The sequence below is a fragment of the Haloferax sp. SDI50 genome (assembly GCF_059802635.1).
This window is the reverse complement of the sequence record NZ_JBPULL010000001.1, coordinates 56,170-74,274: the sequence shown is the minus strand read 5'-3', so window position 1 is coordinate 74,274 and position 18,105 is coordinate 56,170. Positions and strand designations below refer to the sequence as shown.

The following is an 18,105-nucleotide window of genomic DNA, read 5'->3' as shown; positions in this document are numbered from 1 at the left end:
CGTCTGTGCATTCCGTGCCCTCTGAGTGCTCCGACCCTTCCGAGTACTCTCCGCCCCGCGTCGCGACCGTCGCGGTCGCTCGCGACTTCGAGAACGAGACGAACTGGAAATCGAGCGTTCGGAGGTCGTCCGAAACTCCCGTCGGCTCAGAACCCGACGAACAGGAACAGGCCGACGGTGAGGAGAATCGACAGGACGAGGACGCCGGCGAACACCGGCGTGCTCCACGACTGGACCGTCTTGCCGTCCAAGGAGCCGAAGGGAAGCATGTTGAACGCCGCGAGGAAGGCGTTGATGATGAGCCCGCGCGAGCCGACGAGCTGGATTACGTCGGAGCCGACGAGGACGCCGACGACGAGCACCGGCGCGAAGGCGACGAGGAGCAACAGGTTCGTCACCGGTCCCGCGAGGGCGATGAGGCCGTGTTCGCGCTCCGTGAGCACGCCGCGGTGGTAGACCGCGCCGGGCGCGGCGAAGATGAACCCGACGAGCGCGCTCATGATGGCGACCGCGAGCATGCCGTAGTCGGCGCGGAACTCGGCCACCTGATTGAACCTGACGGCGACGACCTTGTGGGCGACCTCGTGGAGGAGAAAGCCCACGCCGGCCGTCAGGAGACTCACGACGAGCGCGAGACCGAACGACCCGTTCGTCAGCAGTTGGATGGTGCGGTTGCCGCCGCCGGCGAAGAAGATGGCGAAGGCGAGGCCGAGGGCGACCCACGCGACGAGCAGGTCGCGGAGCTCGCGCGAGGAAAACGAGACGTTCACGTCAGGGACCTCCAGATGAGGTCGGCGCTGTTGCGCGCGCCCTCGAACATCAGGTTCGTCACGCCCGCGACGCCGCCGAGGTCGGAGGCGATGACGGGGATGACGTAGGTGACGAAGAGGAAGCTCGCGACGATGCTCCCGATGTTCGTCATGGCGACGACCATGATGAGCTTGAACAGCGGCACGTCGAACATCTGGCCGACGAGTTCGACGATGGGCGTCTCCTCGTCGTCGAGCAGTTCGTTCAGCGTGCCGATGTCACCGACGTTGACCGGCGTGTGGCGGAGTTCGACGTAGCCGGTGAACCAGCCGGGCGCGAGAAGCGGGTTGATGGAGGTCATCCACGCGACGAGGCCGCCGACGAGGGCGGAAGTCCACCGCGCGCCGGCGACCTTGGCGAGTGCGGCGGCGAACACGCCGTTGATGAGGAACCACGCGCCGAAGATGGTCAGGAGTCGTTCGTTGCCGACGCCGGCCATCGCGAGGAGGACGAAGAAGGCGACGAACACGGCGGTAACGCCGAATCCGAGCAGTTTGCCCCACGGGAAGCCGTCCTTCTCCGCGACGCCGACGAGCGACTCCATCGGCGGGAGCGTCTCGGGGTGTTCGAGGTAGTTCTCGATGCCCTCGCGGTGGCCCGCGCCGACGACGGCGACGACGTGCCGGCCGGACTGCCGGAGCGCGACGAGCTGGTGGGCGATGTAGGCGTCGCGCTCGTCGATGAGCGCCTCCGCGCCGCCGGGGCTGAACCGGCGGAACTCCTCCATCATCGCCGAAACCACGTCGCCGTCGGTCAGTTCGGCCATGTCGAACTCCTCGTGGTCGGCGTCGCCCTCGACGGGTGCGAACAGGCCGAAGGCGTTCAGGACCGCGCCGACGGTGACGCCCGCGACGACGCCCGCGAGGACGCCGATGACGAGGCTGCCGACGATGGCGGTGCCGAGGCTCCCGAGGAGTCCGGAGACGAGGCCGGTGCCGACTCCGAGGCCGAAGCCGGCGACGATACCGATTGCCGCGCCGCCGCCGAGGCCCGCGAGAATCGCGTCGTCGCCGTCGAGAGAGAACGAGGCGACGGTGTAGAGCAGGTACGCGGCAACGCCACCGAACACTGCGGCCGTGGCCGTGCGCGTCAACAGGAGGTCGGTGACGCCGACCGCGCCCCCGAACAGGCCGACGAGCGGCCCGAGGACGACGCCGACGGCGATGCCGAACACCGCGCCGACCCCGCGGGCGTCGGCGACCCCGAACAGGAGGTCGCCGGCCATGCGCATCTTTTCGAGCGTACCCATCCGCTGCCAGAAGCGCTGGATGGTCACCTGGATGTCGCGGTCGACGAGCGCCACGTCGAGACCCTCTTCCTCGGCGGTCTCGACCGCCGCGAGCATGTCCGCGCCGGGCTTCACGTCGAACTTGTCTCCCATCCGCGACTGGACGTACGACAGCATCCAGTAGGCGATAAACTGGAAGACGGTGTTGCCGCGGAGCAGGTCGCGCGCTTCGATGTCGTCGGGCGTTCCGCCCTTCAGCTGTCGGTAGCGCCCCTCGTCGAGTTCGACCGCGACGACGTCGGGACGGTCTTCCCTGACGGTCTCTTCGACCTCTCTGACGCTGTCGGCCGAGACGTGGGCCGTGCCGACGACGCGGACGTGGCCCTCGCCGGGCGACGAATCGTTCATCGCCGGGTGTACCGCCCCACGGTTTTTATCCGTGTCGGCATCTCCCACGAACTATGCAGGAGTTCGACGCGCGAACCCCGACGCCCGCCCACGAGACGGCCATCGACTGCCTCCGCGCCGGCGTCGAGGCCGTGCTTCCCGACCGCGTCGTCCGCGAGTCGGTGTCGCTCGACGGCGACACGCTGACCGTCGCGGACGCCACGTACGACCTGACCGCCTACGACCGCATCCTCGTCGTCGGCGGGGGCAAAGCCGGAAACGGCGTCGCAGACGCCCTCGAAGCCGTCCTCGGCGACCGCATCGACGACGGCGTCGTCGTGACCCCCGACCCGACGCCGAGCCTCGACGGACGCATCGAGCGACTCCCCGGCGACCACCCGGTCCCCTCCGCGCGCGGCGTCGAGAGCACCCGGCGACTCGTGGACCTCCTTTCGGACCTCGACGACCGGACGCTCGTCCTCGCGGCCATCACGGGCGGCGCGAGCGCGGTTCTCCCGGCCCCCGCCGAAGACATCTCGCTGGCCGAGTTGCAGGAGACGACCGACAGACTGCTCGAAAGCGGCGCGGAGATTCACGACCTCAACGCGGTCAGAAAGCACGTCTCGACGCTGAAAGGCGGCGGCCTCGCGCGCCTCGCCGCGCCCGCGACGGTCGTCGGCCTCGTCCTCTCGGACGTGGTCGGAAACGACCTCGGCGTCATCGCCTCCGGCCCGACCGCGCCCGACGAGACGACCTACGACGACGCCCTCGACGTGCTGGACCGCTTCGACCTCGACGTGCCGACATCGGTCCGCACGCGCCTCGCCCGCGGTTCGGCGGGCGACATCCCGGAGACGCCGAAGCCCGGCGACCCGGTGTTCGACCGCGTGACGAACCACGTCCTCGCGGACACGTTCACCGCGCTCGACGCCGCCCGCGAGATGGCCGACGACCGCGGGTACGAGTCGCTCATCCTCTCCTCTCGCGTGCGCGGCGAGGCGCGCGAGGCCGCGAAGACCCACGTCGCCGTCGCGGAGGAGTCGCTGGCGACCGGGAACCCGATTACCGCGCCCGCGGTGGTCCTCTCGGGCGGCGAGTGCACCGTGACGGTCCGCGGCGACGGCGACGGCGGGCCGAACCTCGAATTCTGCCTCGCGGCCGCCGCGGAACTCCCCGACGGGACCGTCCTCGCCAGCATCGACAGCGACGGAAAAGACGGCGGGACCGAGGTGGCGGGCGCGGTCGTTGACGCCTCGTCGGTCGCCGCCGGCGACGCCCACGCCGCGCTGGCGAGAAACGACGCGCTCCCGGTGCTCCGGGAGGCCGGCGCGCTCGTCGAGTCCGGCGCGACGGGGACGAACGTCAACGACCTGCGCGTCCTCGTGGTCAGCGAGGGCGTCTGAGCGCCGGCGGTTCTTCGGCTGGCGGGACAACAGGTTTGTATCCTCCGGCGGAGTACTCCACGCCATGGCCGGTTTGTTGCCCTCCACTCCCGACACCTCCGCCGCGGACGAGTCCTCCCCGCGGGTCATCGGACTCGAAGACGACGAGGCGTCGGACCTCCTGTCGGCGCTCTCGTCGGGGACGGCCCGCCGCGTGCTCGCCGCGCTCCACGAGGAGCCGACGAACGCCGCGGAGCTCGCGGAACGCGTCGACACGTCGCTCCAGAACGTCCAGTACCACCTCCGAAAGCTCGACGACGCGGGCCTCGTCGAGGTAGTCGACACCGTCTACTCCGAGAAGGGCCGCGAGATGAAGGTGTACGCGCCCGCCGACAGGCCGCTTGTCGTCGTCGCCGCCGGCGAGGAGACGCGGACGGGCCTCGCGTCCATGCTGACGAGCCTGCTCGGCGGCGTCGCCGTGTTGGCGCTGCTGTCGGCGCTCGTCCAGTGGGTCGCCACGCGCGGGGTCGGCGTCCTCGGCGGCGGTGGCGGTGCCGCGGAGTCCGCCGACGCCGGGGCGGTCTCGACGATGGCCGCGGAGGCCGCGCCCGCGGCGGCGCAGGTCGTCCCGCCGGGGCTCGCCTTCTTCGCCGGCGGCCTCGTCATCCTGCTCGTCGTCGCGGCCGTCCAGTTCGCCCGACGGTGAGGCTCCGCGGGGGCCGACGGCGACCGGGCCGGCGATTCGCGCTGGGGTAACTATTCGTACTCCCCCCAACTACAACGTAGCATGAAACACCGTGCCGTGGTCCGCGGTATCGGGGTCGGCGTCGGCGAAGACGGTTCGAACGTGCCGGCGGTCGTCCTCGAAGCGCGCGACGAGTTCCTGCCCATCGTCATCACGTCGGACCAGGCTCAGGCCATCCAACTCGGTCTCTCCGGCGAGCAGTTCGAGCGCCCGCTGACCCACGACCTCCTGGTCGAGATGGTGACGGAGTTCGGGGGGGCAATCGACAGCATCCGCATCGACGACCTCTCGAACGGCACGTTCCTCGCCAAGGTCGACGCCGAGCGCTACCACGACGGCGAGGCGCGGTCGGTCGTCTTCGACGCGCGCCCGAGCGACGCCATCGCCCTCGCCATTCGCGTCGACTGCCCGATTCTCGTCTCCGACGAAGTGCTCGACGCCGCCGGCCAATCGCCCGAGGCGTTCGACGCCGATTTCGACGAGTGACCCGGGGCCGTCGCCGCCGCGCCCCACGATTTCAAGCCCCCTCGGCGTGACCCTGCTCGCATGAGCGAACCCACCGCGACGCTCGACGAGTCGCGCACCGAGATGACCGAACTCCTCCTGCCGAACGACACCAACAACCTCGGGCGAGCCCTCGGTGGCGCGGTCCTCCACTGGATGGACATCTGCGGGGCCATCGCGGCGATGCGCTTTTCGAACCGCCAGTGCGTCACCGCGTCGATGGACCACGTCGACTTCATCAGCCCCATCGACCTCGGTGAGGTGGCCGTCATGGAGGCGTACGTGTTCAACGTCGGTCGGACCAGCGTGGACGTGAAAGTCGACGTGCACGCCGAGAACCCGAAGACCGACGAGCGACGGAAGACGACCACGTCGTTCCTGACGTTCGTCGCGCTCGACGACGACGGGAAGCCGACGCCCGTACCCCGACTCGTCTGCGAGACCGACGAGGAAGAGGAACTCCGCGCCGAGGCGGTCGCCGCCCGCGCCGACCAGCTCGAATCCGTCATCGAGCGCATGGAGTAAGGCGGAAGTTCCCGCCGACGACAGCGCCGAACTCTTTTCCCCGGCGGCGACCGACTGGCGACCATGCTCGACGTTCCCGTCCCGGCCCCGCCGTCGCTCCCGACGGTGGACCCGAACCAGTACGACGACGCGCAGGTGGCGGCCGACGCCGACTTCAAGCGCGCCGAGTTGGAGGAGTTCCTCGAAGCCGGCGCGTGGGCCGACGCCTTCGAGGCGTGGGCCGCGGAGACGCCCGTCACCGAGGCGCAGTGGGAGGTCGTCCTCGACCTTGACCTCCTCTCCCACTTCGACTTCTTCTGGGACGACTTCGCGGACCGCGTCGGCTACCACGCTCCCGGCATCCCCGAGGACTGGAAGGAGCGCGAACTCCACCCCGAACTCACCTCGTGGGGCGAGGTGTCGTCTATCAACGCCGGCCTCACCGAACTCGGACAGGACGTGTGCGACGTGCTCAAAGACGACTACATCGACTGGGAGTCCGAGTACGAAGCGCCTGACGACCTGCCGGACTTCTGAGGCCGTCGCCTCCGAATCTCGACCGTCGTTCACGCCGAGTCCCGACTCCCCACGAGTTACGCCGCGCGATACGCTCCACGAGTAGGATTCAAAAATAGAAAATACATTCTATAATCCGTGTATTTCTCGGGGAAATGACTTATTTCTGGAAACATTGTGGCCGAATTTGGGAAAACGGTGATATTCCAATCGCCGCTCTCATCTCTCGTCGCTATGACGAACATGAAACGCCGCGACGTACTCCGTGGATTCGGTGGCGTCGCCATCGCGGGCGGACTCGCAGGTTGTATGGGCGGCGATGGGGCCGACGATGAGACGGAGACGGAGACGACCACGACGGCGACGCCGACACCCACGCCCACGCCGGAACCCGAGACGGCGATGCTCCGCGTGGCGCACCTCTCACCGGACGCGCCGAACGTCGACGTGTACGTCGACGGTTCGGCCGCGCTCTCTGACGTGCCGTTCGGCGCGGTCAGCGACTACCTCTCGGTTCCCGTCGGGACTCGGACGGTGAAGGTGACCGCCGCCGGCGACGAGTCCACGGTCGCCTTCGAGGGCGACCTCGACGTCGCCGAGGCGACCTACACCGTCGCCGCAGTCGGCGAACTCACCGAGGAGACGTTCGAACCGCTCGTCCTCGAAGACGACGTGTCGCTCCCGGCCGACGATACGGCCCGGGTCCGCGTAGTCCACGCCTCGCCCGACGCGCCCGCGGTCGACGTGACCGCCGGCGACACGGTGCTCTTCGACGGCGTCTCGTTCACCCAGTCCGGTAGCGTCGAAGTGCCGGCCGACACCTACGCGCTTCAGGTCCGGGGCGACACGGAGTCGAACGACGGCGACGCGGTCGCGGAGTTCGACGTGGAACTCGTCGGCGGCACCGTCTACACGGTGTTCGCGGCGGGCTACTTGACGCCCGACGACGAGCCGACCGACGAGGCGTTCCGGCCCGTCGCGGTCGTCGACGCCGGGTCCGGCGGCGGCGGACTCGTCCAGCGCGACGTGTCCCTCCGCGCCGCGCACCTCTCGCCGGACGCGCCCAACGTCGACGTGCTCGTCGACGGCGCGGTCGCGCTCTCGGACGTGCCGTTCGGCGCGGTCAGCGACTACCTCGCGCTGACCGCCGGGTCGCACCAGGTGACGATTCGCGCGACCGACGCGCCCGACACGGTCGTCTTCGACGAAACGCTCGACCTCGCGGCCGGTGCGTACACCGCCGCGGCGCTCGGCGAACTCGACTCGGCGGCCGAAAACGGCTTCGCCGTCTCCCTCCTCGAAGACGACCGCTCGGCCCCCGCCGACGACACGGCCCGCGTCCGCGTGGTCCACGCCTCGCCGGACGCCCCCGCGGTCGACGTGACCGTCGCGGACTCGGGTGATGCCCTCGTGGACGGCGCGGCCTTCGGCGACGCCGCGACCGTCGAAGTCCCCGCGGGCGAGTACACGCTCCAGATTCGGGGCGACACGGAGTCGAACGACGGCGACGTGGTCGCCGAGTTCGACATCTCGGTCGAGGGCGGTCGCGCCTACACCGCAATCGCGCTCGGCTACCTGACGCCCGACGACGAACCGGCCGACGCCGGCTTCGACCTCAGCGTCGTCGCGGACAACTGACTCGGAGCGGGTCGCCCGCTCGCTCGGCGGTCGCTCTCGCTCAGCCCCTCGCTTCCCTTCCGAGCGACTCCTCACCCGAACGAATGACGCCGATACGAATCCAACGACGTGAACCGTCCCGCGGCCAGCGGCGGCCATGAGCGTCTGGGTCGCCGCCGCGCGACTCTCGCTCGGCGCGAGCGTCGTGTTCCTCGTCGTCATGCTCGCCGTCTGGGGTCGCAACTACCTGCTGTTCCGGTCGAAGCACGCGCTCGGTCTCGTCGTCTTCGGCGTCTTTCTCCTCGCACAGAGCCTCTTTGCGCTCTACTACTATCTGGTCGACCCGACGCTGTCGGTCTGGTTCGCTACGGCCGTCCCCGCCGCGGCGTGGCGGGTATTGATGGGCGTCCACGTCCTCCAAGCGGTCGCGCTGGCGGTCCTCCTGTGGGTCACGTGGGATTAAACGTTAACCCGGAGGCCCCCGAGCCTGCTTGTATGCACCGCCGAGCCCTCCTTTCGAGCGCGGCCGCCGTCTCGCTGGCCGGCCTCTCGGGCTGTCTCGCTGACGCCCGACGAACCACCAGCGGTCGAATCCGCGCCGACACCGGCCACTCGAAACTCCACCCGGCAGACGAGCGGTACGTGACCGGGTCGTTCCCCGACGACGCCGATTTCCGCGGGTGGCTCTTTTCGGACCCGCCGGCCGACCAGCGGGACGTGTTCACCGACCGCGCGATGCAGGGGCAGTACTCCAACGACCTGCTGGGAGCCGACGGCGACTCGTTCGTCCTCCTGTTCGAGGTCCGGATGCCCCGCGAGGACGCCGCGTTCTACAACACCGCGCTTTCGCCGTCGTGGACCGGGTGGCGCGACGCCGACATCCCGATTCGGCGGTCGCCGCCGGCCGACCCCGAGGTGTTCGAGGTGGACGCCGACACGCTCGTCTGCACCCACCTCTCGACGTTCGACGTTGCGAGGGGGGCGGCCCCGACGAACGCCACGCTCCGGGTGTTCGAGCGCGACGACGAGTCCGGTACGACCCACGGGTCGACCCCGAACGGACTGTGGCAACCCACCGCGTCGGTCGCTGGGCGGACCGATAGCGTCGCCGTCGCGGTCGGCGTCGCCGTCGCAGTCGGGGTCGCCGGCGTCGCAGTCGGCCGCGGAGTGAGCGTGATACTCCTCGCGGGACTGCTTTCGGATACCGTGCGACGACGCCGAACTATCTCCCGCCCGCCCGCGGTCGTCCAGTTCCGACGCTCGGTCGTCGCCCCGCCGCCCAGTATTGCGGGGCGGTAGCCTCGCACATCTCTCATCCTCGACTCCCGTCCGTACCGACTTCCGAGCGACAGCGGTCTCTCGTCCGGTGTGACACGACCACCGGAACCCCGCATGGAACGACACACGACTCACACCCGACAGGCGTCTCGACAGCGACCAACAGGCCATCGACAGCGACCAGCAACCCGGCGACCGCGCCCGCGAGCGCGGACGGTCGTCACCCGACGGCGAGGGGTCTCCGTGTCTGAGTCGGACCCGGCGGAACGGCCGACCGACGCGGACCAGACCCGCCGTTTTGATATATATCCGCGAGAAGGACGGGGTATGGAAGACATCGCAGACCAGTACACGCCGTCGGACGTAGAGTCCGTCGTCGGCGAGTACTGGGACGAGAACGACGCCTACGAGGCGACGAAGGAGGCACACGCCGACGACCCGTCGTTCTTCTTCGTCGACGGCCCGCCGTACACCTCCGGCCAGATGCACCTCGGCACGGCGTGGAACAAGACGCTGAAAGACGCCGTCATCCGGCACAAGCGCATGACGGGGCATCAGGTCACGGACCGCCCCGGCTACGACATGCACGGCCTCCCCATCGAGGTCAAAGTCGAGGAGGAACTCGGCTTCACCTCGAAACGCGACATCGAGGAGTTCGGCATGGAGCAGTTCATCCAGAAGTGCAAGGAGTTCGCCGTCCGCAACCGCGAGGCGATGGACGAGGACTTCCAGTCCATCGGCGCGTGGATGGACTGGGACAACCCCTACCAGACGCTGTCGCCCGAGTACATGGAGTCCGCGTGGTGGGCCTTCTCGAAGGTCGCCGAAAACGGACTGGTCGAACAGGGCAAGCGCAGCGTCAACTACTGCCCGCGCTGTCAGACCGCCATCGCGGCCAACGAGGTCGAGTACGACGAAATCACGTCGCCCTCTATCTACGTCAAGTTCCCGCTGAAGGGCCGCGAGGGCAACCTCGTCATCTGGACGACGACGCCGTGGACCATCCCCGCGAACACGTTCGTCGCCGTCGACGGCGAGATGACGTATCAGGAGGTCCGCGCCGAGAAGGACGGCGAGAGCGAAGTGCTGTATCTTGCCGAGCCCTGCGTCGAGGAGGTCCTAAAGAAGGGTCGCTACGAGGACTACGAGGTGCTCTCGGAGGTCACGGGCGAGGAGATGGTCGGCTGGGAGTACGACCACCCGCTCGACGGCGTGGTCGACGAGTACGCCGACTTCGAGGGCGCGAGACAGGTGTACACCGCCGACTACGTCGAGGCCGACCGCACGGGCCTCGTCCACTCCGCGCCCGGCCACGGGCAGGAGGACTTCGCCCGCGGACAGGAACTCGGCCTCGACGTGTTCGTCCCCGTAGACGACAAAGGCGAGTTCACCGAGCAGGGCGGCGACTACGCGGGCACCTTCGTCCGCGACGCCAACCCGGAGGTCATCGAGGACCTCGACGAACTCGGCCACCTGCTTCACGCCGGCGAGCACGACCACCGATACGGTCACTGTTGGCGCTGTGACACGGACATCATCTTCCTCGCCACCGACCAGTGGTTCATCACGGTCACGGACGTGAAAGACCAGCTTCTCGACAACATCGAGGAGTCCGAGTGGCATCCCCAGTGGGCCCGCGACAACCGCTTCCGCGACTTCGTGAGCGACGCGCCCGACTGGAACGTCTCCCGGCAGCGCTACTGGGGCATCCCGCTTCCCATCTGGGTCCCGCAGGACGCCGACGCCGAGGGCGCACAGGAAATGATTGTCGTCGGCACGCGCGAGGAACTGGCCGAGCGCGCCGACCAGGATATCGACCCCGAGACGGTCGACCTCCACCGGCCCTCGGTCGACCCCATCACCATCACCGAAGACGGCGTCACCTACGAGCGCGTCCCCGACGTGTTCGACGTGTGGATCGACTCCTCGGTCGCCACGTGGGGCACGCTCGACTTCCCCGGCGAGACGGACGCCTACGACGAACTGTGGCCCGCCGACCTCATCATCGAGGCGCACGACCAGACCCGCGGCTGGTTCTGGTCGCAGCTCGGCATGGGCACCGCCGCGACCGGCGAATCGCCGTACAAGGAGGTCATCATGCACGGCTTCGCCAACGACAAGGACGGCCGCAAGATGTCGAAGTCCGTCGGCAACATCGTCACGCCCGAGGAGGCTATCGACCGCGCCGGCCGCGACCCGCTTCGCGCCTACCTCCTCAGCCACGACCAGCAGGGCGTCGACCTCTCGTTCGAGTGGGATGGCCTCGCGGACACCCAATCGACGCTCAACATCTTCTGGAACGTCTTCCGCTTCCCGCTTCCGTACATGGACCTCGACGGCTACGACCCCGCCGAGGCCGACCTCTCGGAGGGCGAACTCACCGTCGTCGACGAGTGGGTGCTCTCGCGGCTCCAGACCGTCGAGGCCGAGATGGCCGACGCGTGGGACGATTACGAGGTCTCCACCGCGCTCAACACGCTCCTCGACTTCATCACGAAAGACGTGTCGCGCTTCTACGTGAAGGCCATCCGCGAGCGCATGTGGGACGAGGAGGACTCGGCGTCGAAGCTCGGCGCGTACGCCACGCTCTCGACGGTGCTCTCGGAGTCCATCCGACTCATCGCGCCCTACGCGCCCTACATGGCCGAGCGGATGTACCAGCGGCTCGACGGCTCGGAGACGACCGTCCACATGCTGTCGTACCCCGAGGCCGACGAGGAGCTCCGAAACGAGGAACTGGAGGCCAACATGGCCGTCCTCCGCGACGTGGAGGAGGCCGCGGCGCACGCCCGCCAACTCGGCGGCCGCAAGCTCCGCTGGCCCGTCTCGCGAATCATCGTCGAGTCCGACGAGGACAGCGTCGCTGAGGCGGTCGACGCCCTTTCGGACCTCCTCGCGGAGCGCGTGAACACCCGCGACGTGCAGGTCGTCGAGGTCTTCGACGAACTCGTCGAGACGGCCGAGCCGCAGATGAGCGTCATCGGGCCGGAGTTCGGCGCTGAGGCCCAGCAGATAATGGAGGCCGTCGAAGGGCTCTCGCGCGCCGCGGTCGAATCGGGCGTCGAGGTCGACGGCGAGACGTACGACCTCACCGACGAGATGGTCTCGTACCGCGCGGAACCGCCGGAACACGTCAGCGGTGCCGACTTCGAGGGCGGCACGGTGTACGTCGACACCGAACTCACCGACGACATCGAGTCCGAGGGCTACGCCCGCGACGTCATCCGCCGGATTCAGGAGATGCGCAAACAGCTCGACCTCGACGTCGAGGCCGAAATCGACGTGTCGCTCGCGGTCGACGACGAGCGCGTCGCCGGCTTCGTCGCGGAGAACAGCGACCTCATCGCCGAGGAGGTCCGCGCCCGCGAGTTCGACCTCGGAAGCGCCGAGGGCGAGACGGTCGAGACGTGGGACGTCGAGGACGTGTCGGTGACTATCGCGGTCACGCAACTCGACTGAGGCGGTCGCGCGCTTCCGTCCCTCCCCCGGTCGCCGCCGGCGTTCGGTCGCCGCCGCGGCCCGCAAAATGGAGGTGCTTACCACCGATTTTTCGCAGACGGCGACAGCCTCGACTTCCGACTGACCAACACTTTTGGCCTCATCGAACGTGAGGGACGGTGAGTCATGAAGAAACTCATCAACGAACCCGGAGCGGTCGTAGACGAGATGCTCGACGGGATGGTCGCGGCGCACCCCGAACTGCGCCGGCTCGACGGCACGAACGTTCTCGTCCGCGACGACGCGCCGGTCGAGGGGAAGGTCGCGGTCGTCTCCGGCGGCGGGTCGGGCCACGAGCCGACGCACGCGGGCTATCTCGGCGAAGGAATGCTCGACGGCGCGGCGGCCGGTGAGGTCTTTACCTCCCCGACGGCTGACCAGTTGAACGAGATGATTCAGGCGACGGACGCGGGCGAGGGCGTCCTCTGCGTCGTCAAGAACTACGAGGGCGACGTGATGAACTTCGACACCGCCGCCGAAATGGCCGGCATGGAGGGCGTCGACGTCGAGCAGGTCGTCGTCAACGACGACGTGGCCGTCGAGGACTCGCTGTACACCTCGGGTCGCCGCGGCGTCGCGGGCACCATCTTCGTCCACAAGTGCGCCGGTGCGAAGGCCGCCGCGGGGGGCGACCTCAGCGAGGTCAAAGCGGTCGCGGAGAAGGTCGTCGACAACGTGCGGACGATGGGGATGGCGCTCACCTCCTGTGTCACGCCGGAGAAGGGCGAGCCGACGTTCGACCTCGGCGAGGACGAAATCGAACTCGGCATCGGCATCCACGGCGAGCCGGGCACCGAGCGCGCCGACGTCATGAGCGCCGACGAGATTACCGAACACCTGACCGAGAACGTCCTCGACGACCTCGAACTCGACGAGGGCGAGGAGGTCGTGACGATGGTCAACGGCATGGGCGGCACGCCGCTGTCGGAGCTGTACATCGTCAACCGCAAGCTCCAGTCCATCCTCGACGACCGCGGCGTCGAGACGTGGGACGCGTGGGTCGGCGACTACATGACCTCGCTCGACATGATGGGCTGTTCGGTCTCCGTGCTCCGCGTCGACGACGAACTCAAGGAACTGCTCGGCGCGCCCGCGGAGACGCCCGGACTGACGGTCACCGAGTAAGTCGGACTCACCGCCGCCGAGTACGCGACGACCGCCGCCGCGAACTCCCGGCGGCGACCCCCGACTCGTCACCGATTTTTCGCGGCAGAACAGTCCCGCGGGACAAGGGATTAACCCCCCGGCCGACGAAGGTCAGCCATGGCTGACGCAGAGACACAACGCGAAGCGGTGCTGGACGCGCTCGACAACGTCGCCGAGCGCCTCGCCGAGGAGAAGGAGTATCTCACGGACCTCGACTCCGCCATCGGCGACGCCGACCACGGCGCGAACATGGAACGCGGCTTCGGCAAGGCCGCCGACAAGCGCGAGGAGTTCGTCGAGATGGAGCCGAACGAGGTCGTCAAAAACGTCGGGACGACGCTCATCTCGAACGTCGGCGGGGCCTCCGGCCCCCTCTACGGCGGCTCTATCATGTTCGCTAGCCAAGAGCTCGAAGACGGCATCACCGCCGAGTCGTCGGTGGCGTTCGCGGAGGCGTACCTCGACAAGGTCAAGGACCGCGGCGGCGCGCAGGTCGGCGCGAAGACGATGGTCGACGCGCTCGTGCCCGCCGTCCACACCTACAAGAAGTCTATCGAGCAGGACGACCTCCCGCCGCTGGAAGCCCTCGCCAAGGCCGTCGACGCGGCCGAGCGCGGCGTCGCCTTCACGGTCCCCATCAAGGCGATGAAGGGCCGCGCGTCGTTCCTCGACTGGCGCTCGGTCGGCCATCAGGACCCCGGCGCGACTAGCACGCTGTTCATCCTCGAAGAGCTACTGGCGACCGCCGAGGAGTACCTCGACGGCGAGGTCGACCGCGACGCGCGGGCCGACGACGCCGTCGGGAGGGGCGAATGATTGGCCTCGTCGTCGTCTCGCACAGCGCGAAGGCGGCCGAGGGAATCGCGGAGGTCGCGGCGCAGATGGGCGGCGGCAACGCCCGCATCGTCCCCGCCGGCGGCGACGAAGACGGCATCGGAACCTCGCCGGACCGCATCCGCGAGGGCATCGAGGAGGCGGACGACGGCGACGGCGTCGTCGTCCTCGTGGACCTCGGAAGCGCCGTGATGAACGCGGAACTCGCCATCGAGATGGCGATGGACTCCGAGGCGGTCATCGCGGACGCGCCGGTGCTGGAGGGGACGCTCAACGCGGCCGTCGAGACGACGAGCAAGAAGGCGACGCTCGACTCGGTCGTCGAGCGCGCCGAGGACGCCCGCGACTATCGGAAGCTGAACTGACCCGACCGGGACGACCCAGGCGTCCGGGCCATCGACCGACCGGAAAAGAGACCGCCGCGGGAGCGGCGGGCCGCCGGTTCTTATTCTTATTCTTCGTCGCCGGCTTCGGGCGTCGAGAGCACTTCTTCGAGCGCGTCGAGCGCGGCCTCCGCGTCGTCGCCCTCGGCGACGAGGCGAATCTCCTCGCCGTGGCCGACGCCGAGGCCGGTGACGGCGAGCATACTGGCGGCGGGGACGAGGTCGTCCTCGTCGGCCCGGCCGAGTTGAATGTCGGCGTCGAAGGAGTTCGCGGTCTCGACGAACTGGGAGGCGGGACGTGCGTGCAGGCCGTCTTTCGGGACGACGGTGACGATGCGTTCCATACGTCGGGTATCGACTGCGGAGCGTTATCGCTACCGATTGCGGAACGCGGCGAAGAAAAATCGTGAACGACGTGTGCGGGGCCGGAGGCGTCCGGGTTTAGAGCCCGAGGTACGCCGAGTTCGGGATGACCCCGAGCAGGAACAGCACGCCGATGAGCAGCGAGTAGATGGTAATCGACATCGCCGGCGGGTCCACGTGCGTCCCGGAGTGCGCGTAGGCGATACGCTGGGTGAGTTCCCCGAGGAGCGCACCGATGACGCCACCGACCGCGGCGGCGACGATGATGAGCGGTTCGCTCCCGCCGACCATCGGCGCGGCGACGGCTCCGAACGCCGACCCACCGAGGGTGATGTGGTGAGTGACGGGAATCTTCTCGACGCCGAGGTTCAAGAACAGCAGGCTGGCCGCCGAGATACCGTAGCCGAGGAAGAAGCTCCCCGTGATGAGCCACGCCCAGCCACCGAGGATACCGGCGGCGAGGCCGATGACGACGATGTTGACCCACTTGTACTGGTGAGGGAGCCACGGCTCGGTCGCGGGCCGACCGCTACCGTCGCCGCGCATCTCGTCCTTCTCGAACGGCGACATGTCGAGGAGGCCGCTGCCGGCGGGCGAGCCGATGAGCGGGTAGCCGAAGGCGATTCGTGCGATGAACGCCGTCGTCATGACGGACAGCGCGACGCTGTCGAGCGGGAGGCCGATACCTCCCGCGACGCGGGAGATGAGGAGCCCGAGGACGCCGAACAGGCCGCCGACGGCGAGGATGTCGGGCTTCGTACCGAACGCGTACGTGATGTCCTTCCCGAAGTGGTAGCCGCCTTCACTGGGGTTCATGTCGGCGTACCGCTTGCCCGCGTAGGCGCTGGCGGCGACACCGCCGGCGAAGGCGATGTGCGGGCCGACGAACGGACCGAACCCGATACTGCCGGTGATACCCGTGCCGAGTTCGCCGGCGGTGACGAGGTCGGCACCCTCGAACTGTCGGATGACGATGCCCGCCGTCTCGCCGAGCAGCACGACGAAGCCGGTGAAGATGAACGACGGCAGCGCGCCGAGCGCCGCGCCGAACATCCCGCCCGCGAACGCCGCGAGCAGGAGGACGACGAACCGTTCCGTGCTGACGCCGATGACCGGAATCTGGAGTGCGAATGCTTCGAACACGTGTTATTCCTCCCGTGCCCAGTCGAGCGAGCGGTCGACGGCCTCTTTCCAGCGGCCGTAGCGGTGCTCGACGTTCTGTGGGTCTTTCGGCTCGAACTCGCGGTCAACCTGCCAGTTGTCGCGGAGTTCGTCGAGCGTCTCCCAGTAGCCGACGGCGAGGCCGGCGGCGTACGCCGACCCGAGCGCGGTCGTCTCGTCGACCTGCGGGCGGACGATTTCCGTGTCGAGGATGTTCGACTGGAGCTGACAGAGGAAGTTGTTCTTGACAGCGCCGCCGTCGACGCGGAGACTGGAGAGGTCGATGTCACTGTCGGACTCCATCGCCTCGGCCACGTCGCGCGTCTGGAACGCGATGGATTCGAGCGTCGCGCGGACGATGTGCTCGCGGCGGGTGCCGCGGGTCATGCCGACGATGGTGCCGCGGGCGCGCTGGTCCCAGTGGGGCGCGCCGAGGCCCGTGAACGCGGGGACGAAGTAGACGCCGTCGGTGGACTCGACCGACCGAGCGAGCTTCTCGGACTCGGCGGCGTTGTCGATGAGCGTCATGTCTTCGAGCCACTCGATTGCCGCGCCCGTGATGAAGATGGAGCCTTCGAGGGCGTACTGGACCGGCTCACCGGAGCGCTGGAAGCCGACGGTGGTGAGGAGGCCGTGTTCGGACATGACCGCCTCGTCGCCGGTGTTCATCAGCATGAACGAGCCGGTGCCGTAGGTGTTCTTCGCGTCGCCGGCGTCGAAACAGGTCTGGCCGAACAGCGCGGCCTGCTGGTCACCGAGCGCTCCGGCGACGGGGACTTCCGCGCCGAGGAAGCCGTTCGCGTCGGTCGTGCCGTAGTAGTCGTCGTCGGACGACGGGCGGACCTCGGGGAGGAGTTCGCGCGGGACGTTGAACTCGTCGAGGAGTTCGTCGTCCCACTCCATGTCGTGGATGTTGAACAGCATGGTCCGCGACGCGTTCGTCACGTCCGTGATGTGGTTCCCCGTCAGGTTGTAGATGAGCCACGTGTCGATGGTCCCGAAGGCGAGTTCGCCGTCGGCGGCGCGGTCTCGGATATCTTCGGGCCGGGAGCGCTGGAGCTTGATGGGGTCGGAGTTGTCCAGCAGCCACTCGGCTTTCGTCGCAGAGAAGTACGCGTCGGGTTCGAGCCCCGTCTTCGCGCGCACGTCGTCGGTCTTGCCCTCCGCTTCGAGTGTCTCGATGCGGTCGGTCGTCCGACGGTCCTGCCAGACGATGGCGTTGTGGATCGGCTGTCCGGTCTCACGGTCCCAGACGAGCGTCGTCTCGCGCTGGTTCGTGATGCCGATGGCTTCTAACTGCTCGGCGTCGAGCCCGGCGCTCGAAAGCGCCGCGTCGATGACCTGCTTCGTGTTGTCCCAAATCTCGTTTGCGTCGTGTTCGACCCAACCGGGCTCTGGGTAGATCTGTTCGTGCTTCTCGTAGGCGTTGGCGACCACCTTGCCGTCGTGGTCGAACACCATGAACCGCGTGCCTGTGGTACCTTGGTCGATGGCACCGACGTAAGTTTCTCCTGACATTTCTAACCAACCTCGATACGAACTCTCGGTGTGAGAGTCCTACCACTACAAACGTGTACAAATTATATGATAAATGTTTCTTTACTACTGCCCCGCATACTGTGGCGTTTGTACTCGGGTTAAGGGGCTTGTAACCGCTGTATTCAGGAGTTTTATTCCACACGGGCGCTTTTTTCGACCGTTTTAACCAGCGGGTCGGTCTGGCGAACAGAACGACCGCGTCCGCCGATT

General features: G+C 68.1%; 16 protein-coding genes and 1 pseudogene. 12 read left to right on the top strand and 5 right to left on the bottom strand.

The annotated features are described in order from the left end of the window. Positions 1 to 146 precede the first annotated feature (146 nt). Positions 147 to 770, bottom strand: a complete 624-nt coding sequence (locus ACSR87_RS00370) for a zinc metalloprotease (RefSeq protein ID WP_498529109.1) — start codon at positions 768 to 770, stop codon at positions 147 to 149. Continuing rightward, entirely contained in the window at positions 767 to 2,446 is a 1,680-nt protein-coding gene (locus tag ACSR87_RS00365) for a TraB/GumN family protein (protein WP_498529108.1), read from the bottom strand. The genes ACSR87_RS00370 and ACSR87_RS00365 overlap by 4 nt, the downstream gene beginning before the upstream one ends. A gap of 53 nt (positions 2,447 to 2,499) precedes the next feature. Here ACSR87_RS00365 and ACSR87_RS00360 point away from each other — a divergent pair, with 53 nt between their 5' ends. The 12 genes and pseudogenes from ACSR87_RS00360 (at position 2,500) to dhaM (ending at position 14,814) form a co-directional block, all read left to right on the top strand. Beyond that, positions 2,500 to 3,828: a glycerate kinase type-2 family protein gene (locus ACSR87_RS00360; protein ID WP_498529107.1), complete on the top strand. Its 1,329-nt coding sequence runs from the start codon at positions 2,500 to 2,502 to the stop codon at positions 3,826 to 3,828. Between the two features lie 64 nt (positions 3,829 to 3,892). Next, positions 3,893 to 4,513, top strand: coding sequence for an ArsR/SmtB family transcription factor (locus tag ACSR87_RS00355; RefSeq protein ID WP_115802611.1), 621 nt, complete (start codon positions 3,893 to 3,895; stop codon positions 4,511 to 4,513). An 81-nt stretch (positions 4,514 to 4,594) separates the two neighbouring features. Next, positions 4,595 to 5,038: a bifunctional nuclease family protein gene (locus tag ACSR87_RS00350; RefSeq protein ID WP_004041429.1), complete on the top strand. Its 444-nt coding sequence runs from the start codon at positions 4,595 to 4,597 to the stop codon at positions 5,036 to 5,038. A 60-nt stretch (positions 5,039 to 5,098) separates the two neighbouring features. Beyond that, a complete protein-coding gene (locus tag ACSR87_RS00345) occupies positions 5,099 to 5,581 on the top strand; it encodes an acyl-CoA thioesterase (RefSeq protein WP_004063256.1) in 483 nt (160 codons plus the stop codon). Between the two features lie 63 nt (positions 5,582 to 5,644). After that, positions 5,645 to 6,097, top strand: a complete 453-nt coding sequence (locus ACSR87_RS00340) for a DUF7992 family protein (RefSeq protein WP_498529106.1) — start codon at positions 5,645 to 5,647, stop codon at positions 6,095 to 6,097. A gap of 213 nt (positions 6,098 to 6,310) precedes the next feature. Further along, entirely contained in the window at positions 6,311 to 7,714 is a 1,404-nt protein-coding gene (locus ACSR87_RS00335) for a DUF4397 domain-containing protein (protein ID WP_498529105.1), read from the top strand. Positions 7,715 to 7,850: 136 nt separating this feature from the next. After that, a complete protein-coding gene (locus ACSR87_RS00330; protein ID WP_498529104.1) occupies positions 7,851 to 8,156 on the top strand; it encodes a DUF8036 family membrane protein in 306 nt (101 codons plus the stop codon). A gap of 32 nt (positions 8,157 to 8,188) precedes the next feature. Then, a pseudogene (locus ACSR87_RS00325) lies at positions 8,189 to 8,796 on the top strand (hypothetical protein). A 502-nt stretch (positions 8,797 to 9,298) separates the two neighbouring features. Continuing rightward, positions 9,299 to 12,430: an isoleucine--tRNA ligase gene (gene ileS, locus ACSR87_RS00320; protein WP_498529103.1), complete on the top strand. Its 3,132-nt coding sequence runs from the start codon at positions 9,299 to 9,301 to the stop codon at positions 12,428 to 12,430. A 165-nt stretch (positions 12,431 to 12,595) separates the two neighbouring features. Continuing rightward, on the top strand, positions 12,596 to 13,594 hold the full coding sequence (dhaK, locus tag ACSR87_RS00315; protein ID WP_498529102.1) for a dihydroxyacetone kinase subunit DhaK: 999 nt from the start codon (positions 12,596 to 12,598) through the stop codon (positions 13,592 to 13,594). Positions 13,595 to 13,732: 138 nt separating this feature from the next. After that, the gene (gene dhaL, locus ACSR87_RS00310) at positions 13,733 to 14,431 is read left to right on the top strand and encodes a dihydroxyacetone kinase subunit DhaL (protein WP_498529101.1); all 699 of its coding nucleotides are present in this window, start codon (positions 13,733 to 13,735) and stop codon (positions 14,429 to 14,431) included. Next, positions 14,428 to 14,814: a dihydroxyacetone kinase phosphoryl donor subunit DhaM gene (dhaM, locus tag ACSR87_RS00305; RefSeq protein ID WP_004063261.1), complete on the top strand. Its 387-nt coding sequence runs from the start codon at positions 14,428 to 14,430 to the stop codon at positions 14,812 to 14,814. The genes dhaL and dhaM overlap by 4 nt, the downstream gene beginning before the upstream one ends. Positions 14,815 to 14,900: 86 nt before the next feature. Here dhaM and ptsH1 read toward each other — a convergent pair whose 3' ends face one another. From ptsH1 to glpK, 3 genes are all read right to left on the bottom strand, one after another. Continuing rightward, positions 14,901 to 15,176: a phosphocarrier protein HPr gene (ptsH1, locus tag ACSR87_RS00300; protein ID WP_498529100.1), complete on the bottom strand. Its 276-nt coding sequence runs from the start codon at positions 15,174 to 15,176 to the stop codon at positions 14,901 to 14,903. Between the two features lie 97 nt (positions 15,177 to 15,273). Then, positions 15,274 to 16,338 carry a DUF7973 family transport facilitator gene (locus ACSR87_RS00295; RefSeq protein WP_498529099.1) on the bottom strand — a complete coding sequence of 355 codons (1,065 nt, stop codon included), beginning with the start codon at positions 16,336 to 16,338 and terminating at the stop codon, positions 15,274 to 15,276. Between the two features lie 3 nt (positions 16,339 to 16,341). Then, entirely contained in the window at positions 16,342 to 17,874 is a 1,533-nt protein-coding gene (gene glpK / locus ACSR87_RS00290; RefSeq protein WP_498529098.1) for a glycerol kinase GlpK, read from the bottom strand. Positions 17,875 to 18,105 lie beyond the last annotated feature (231 nt).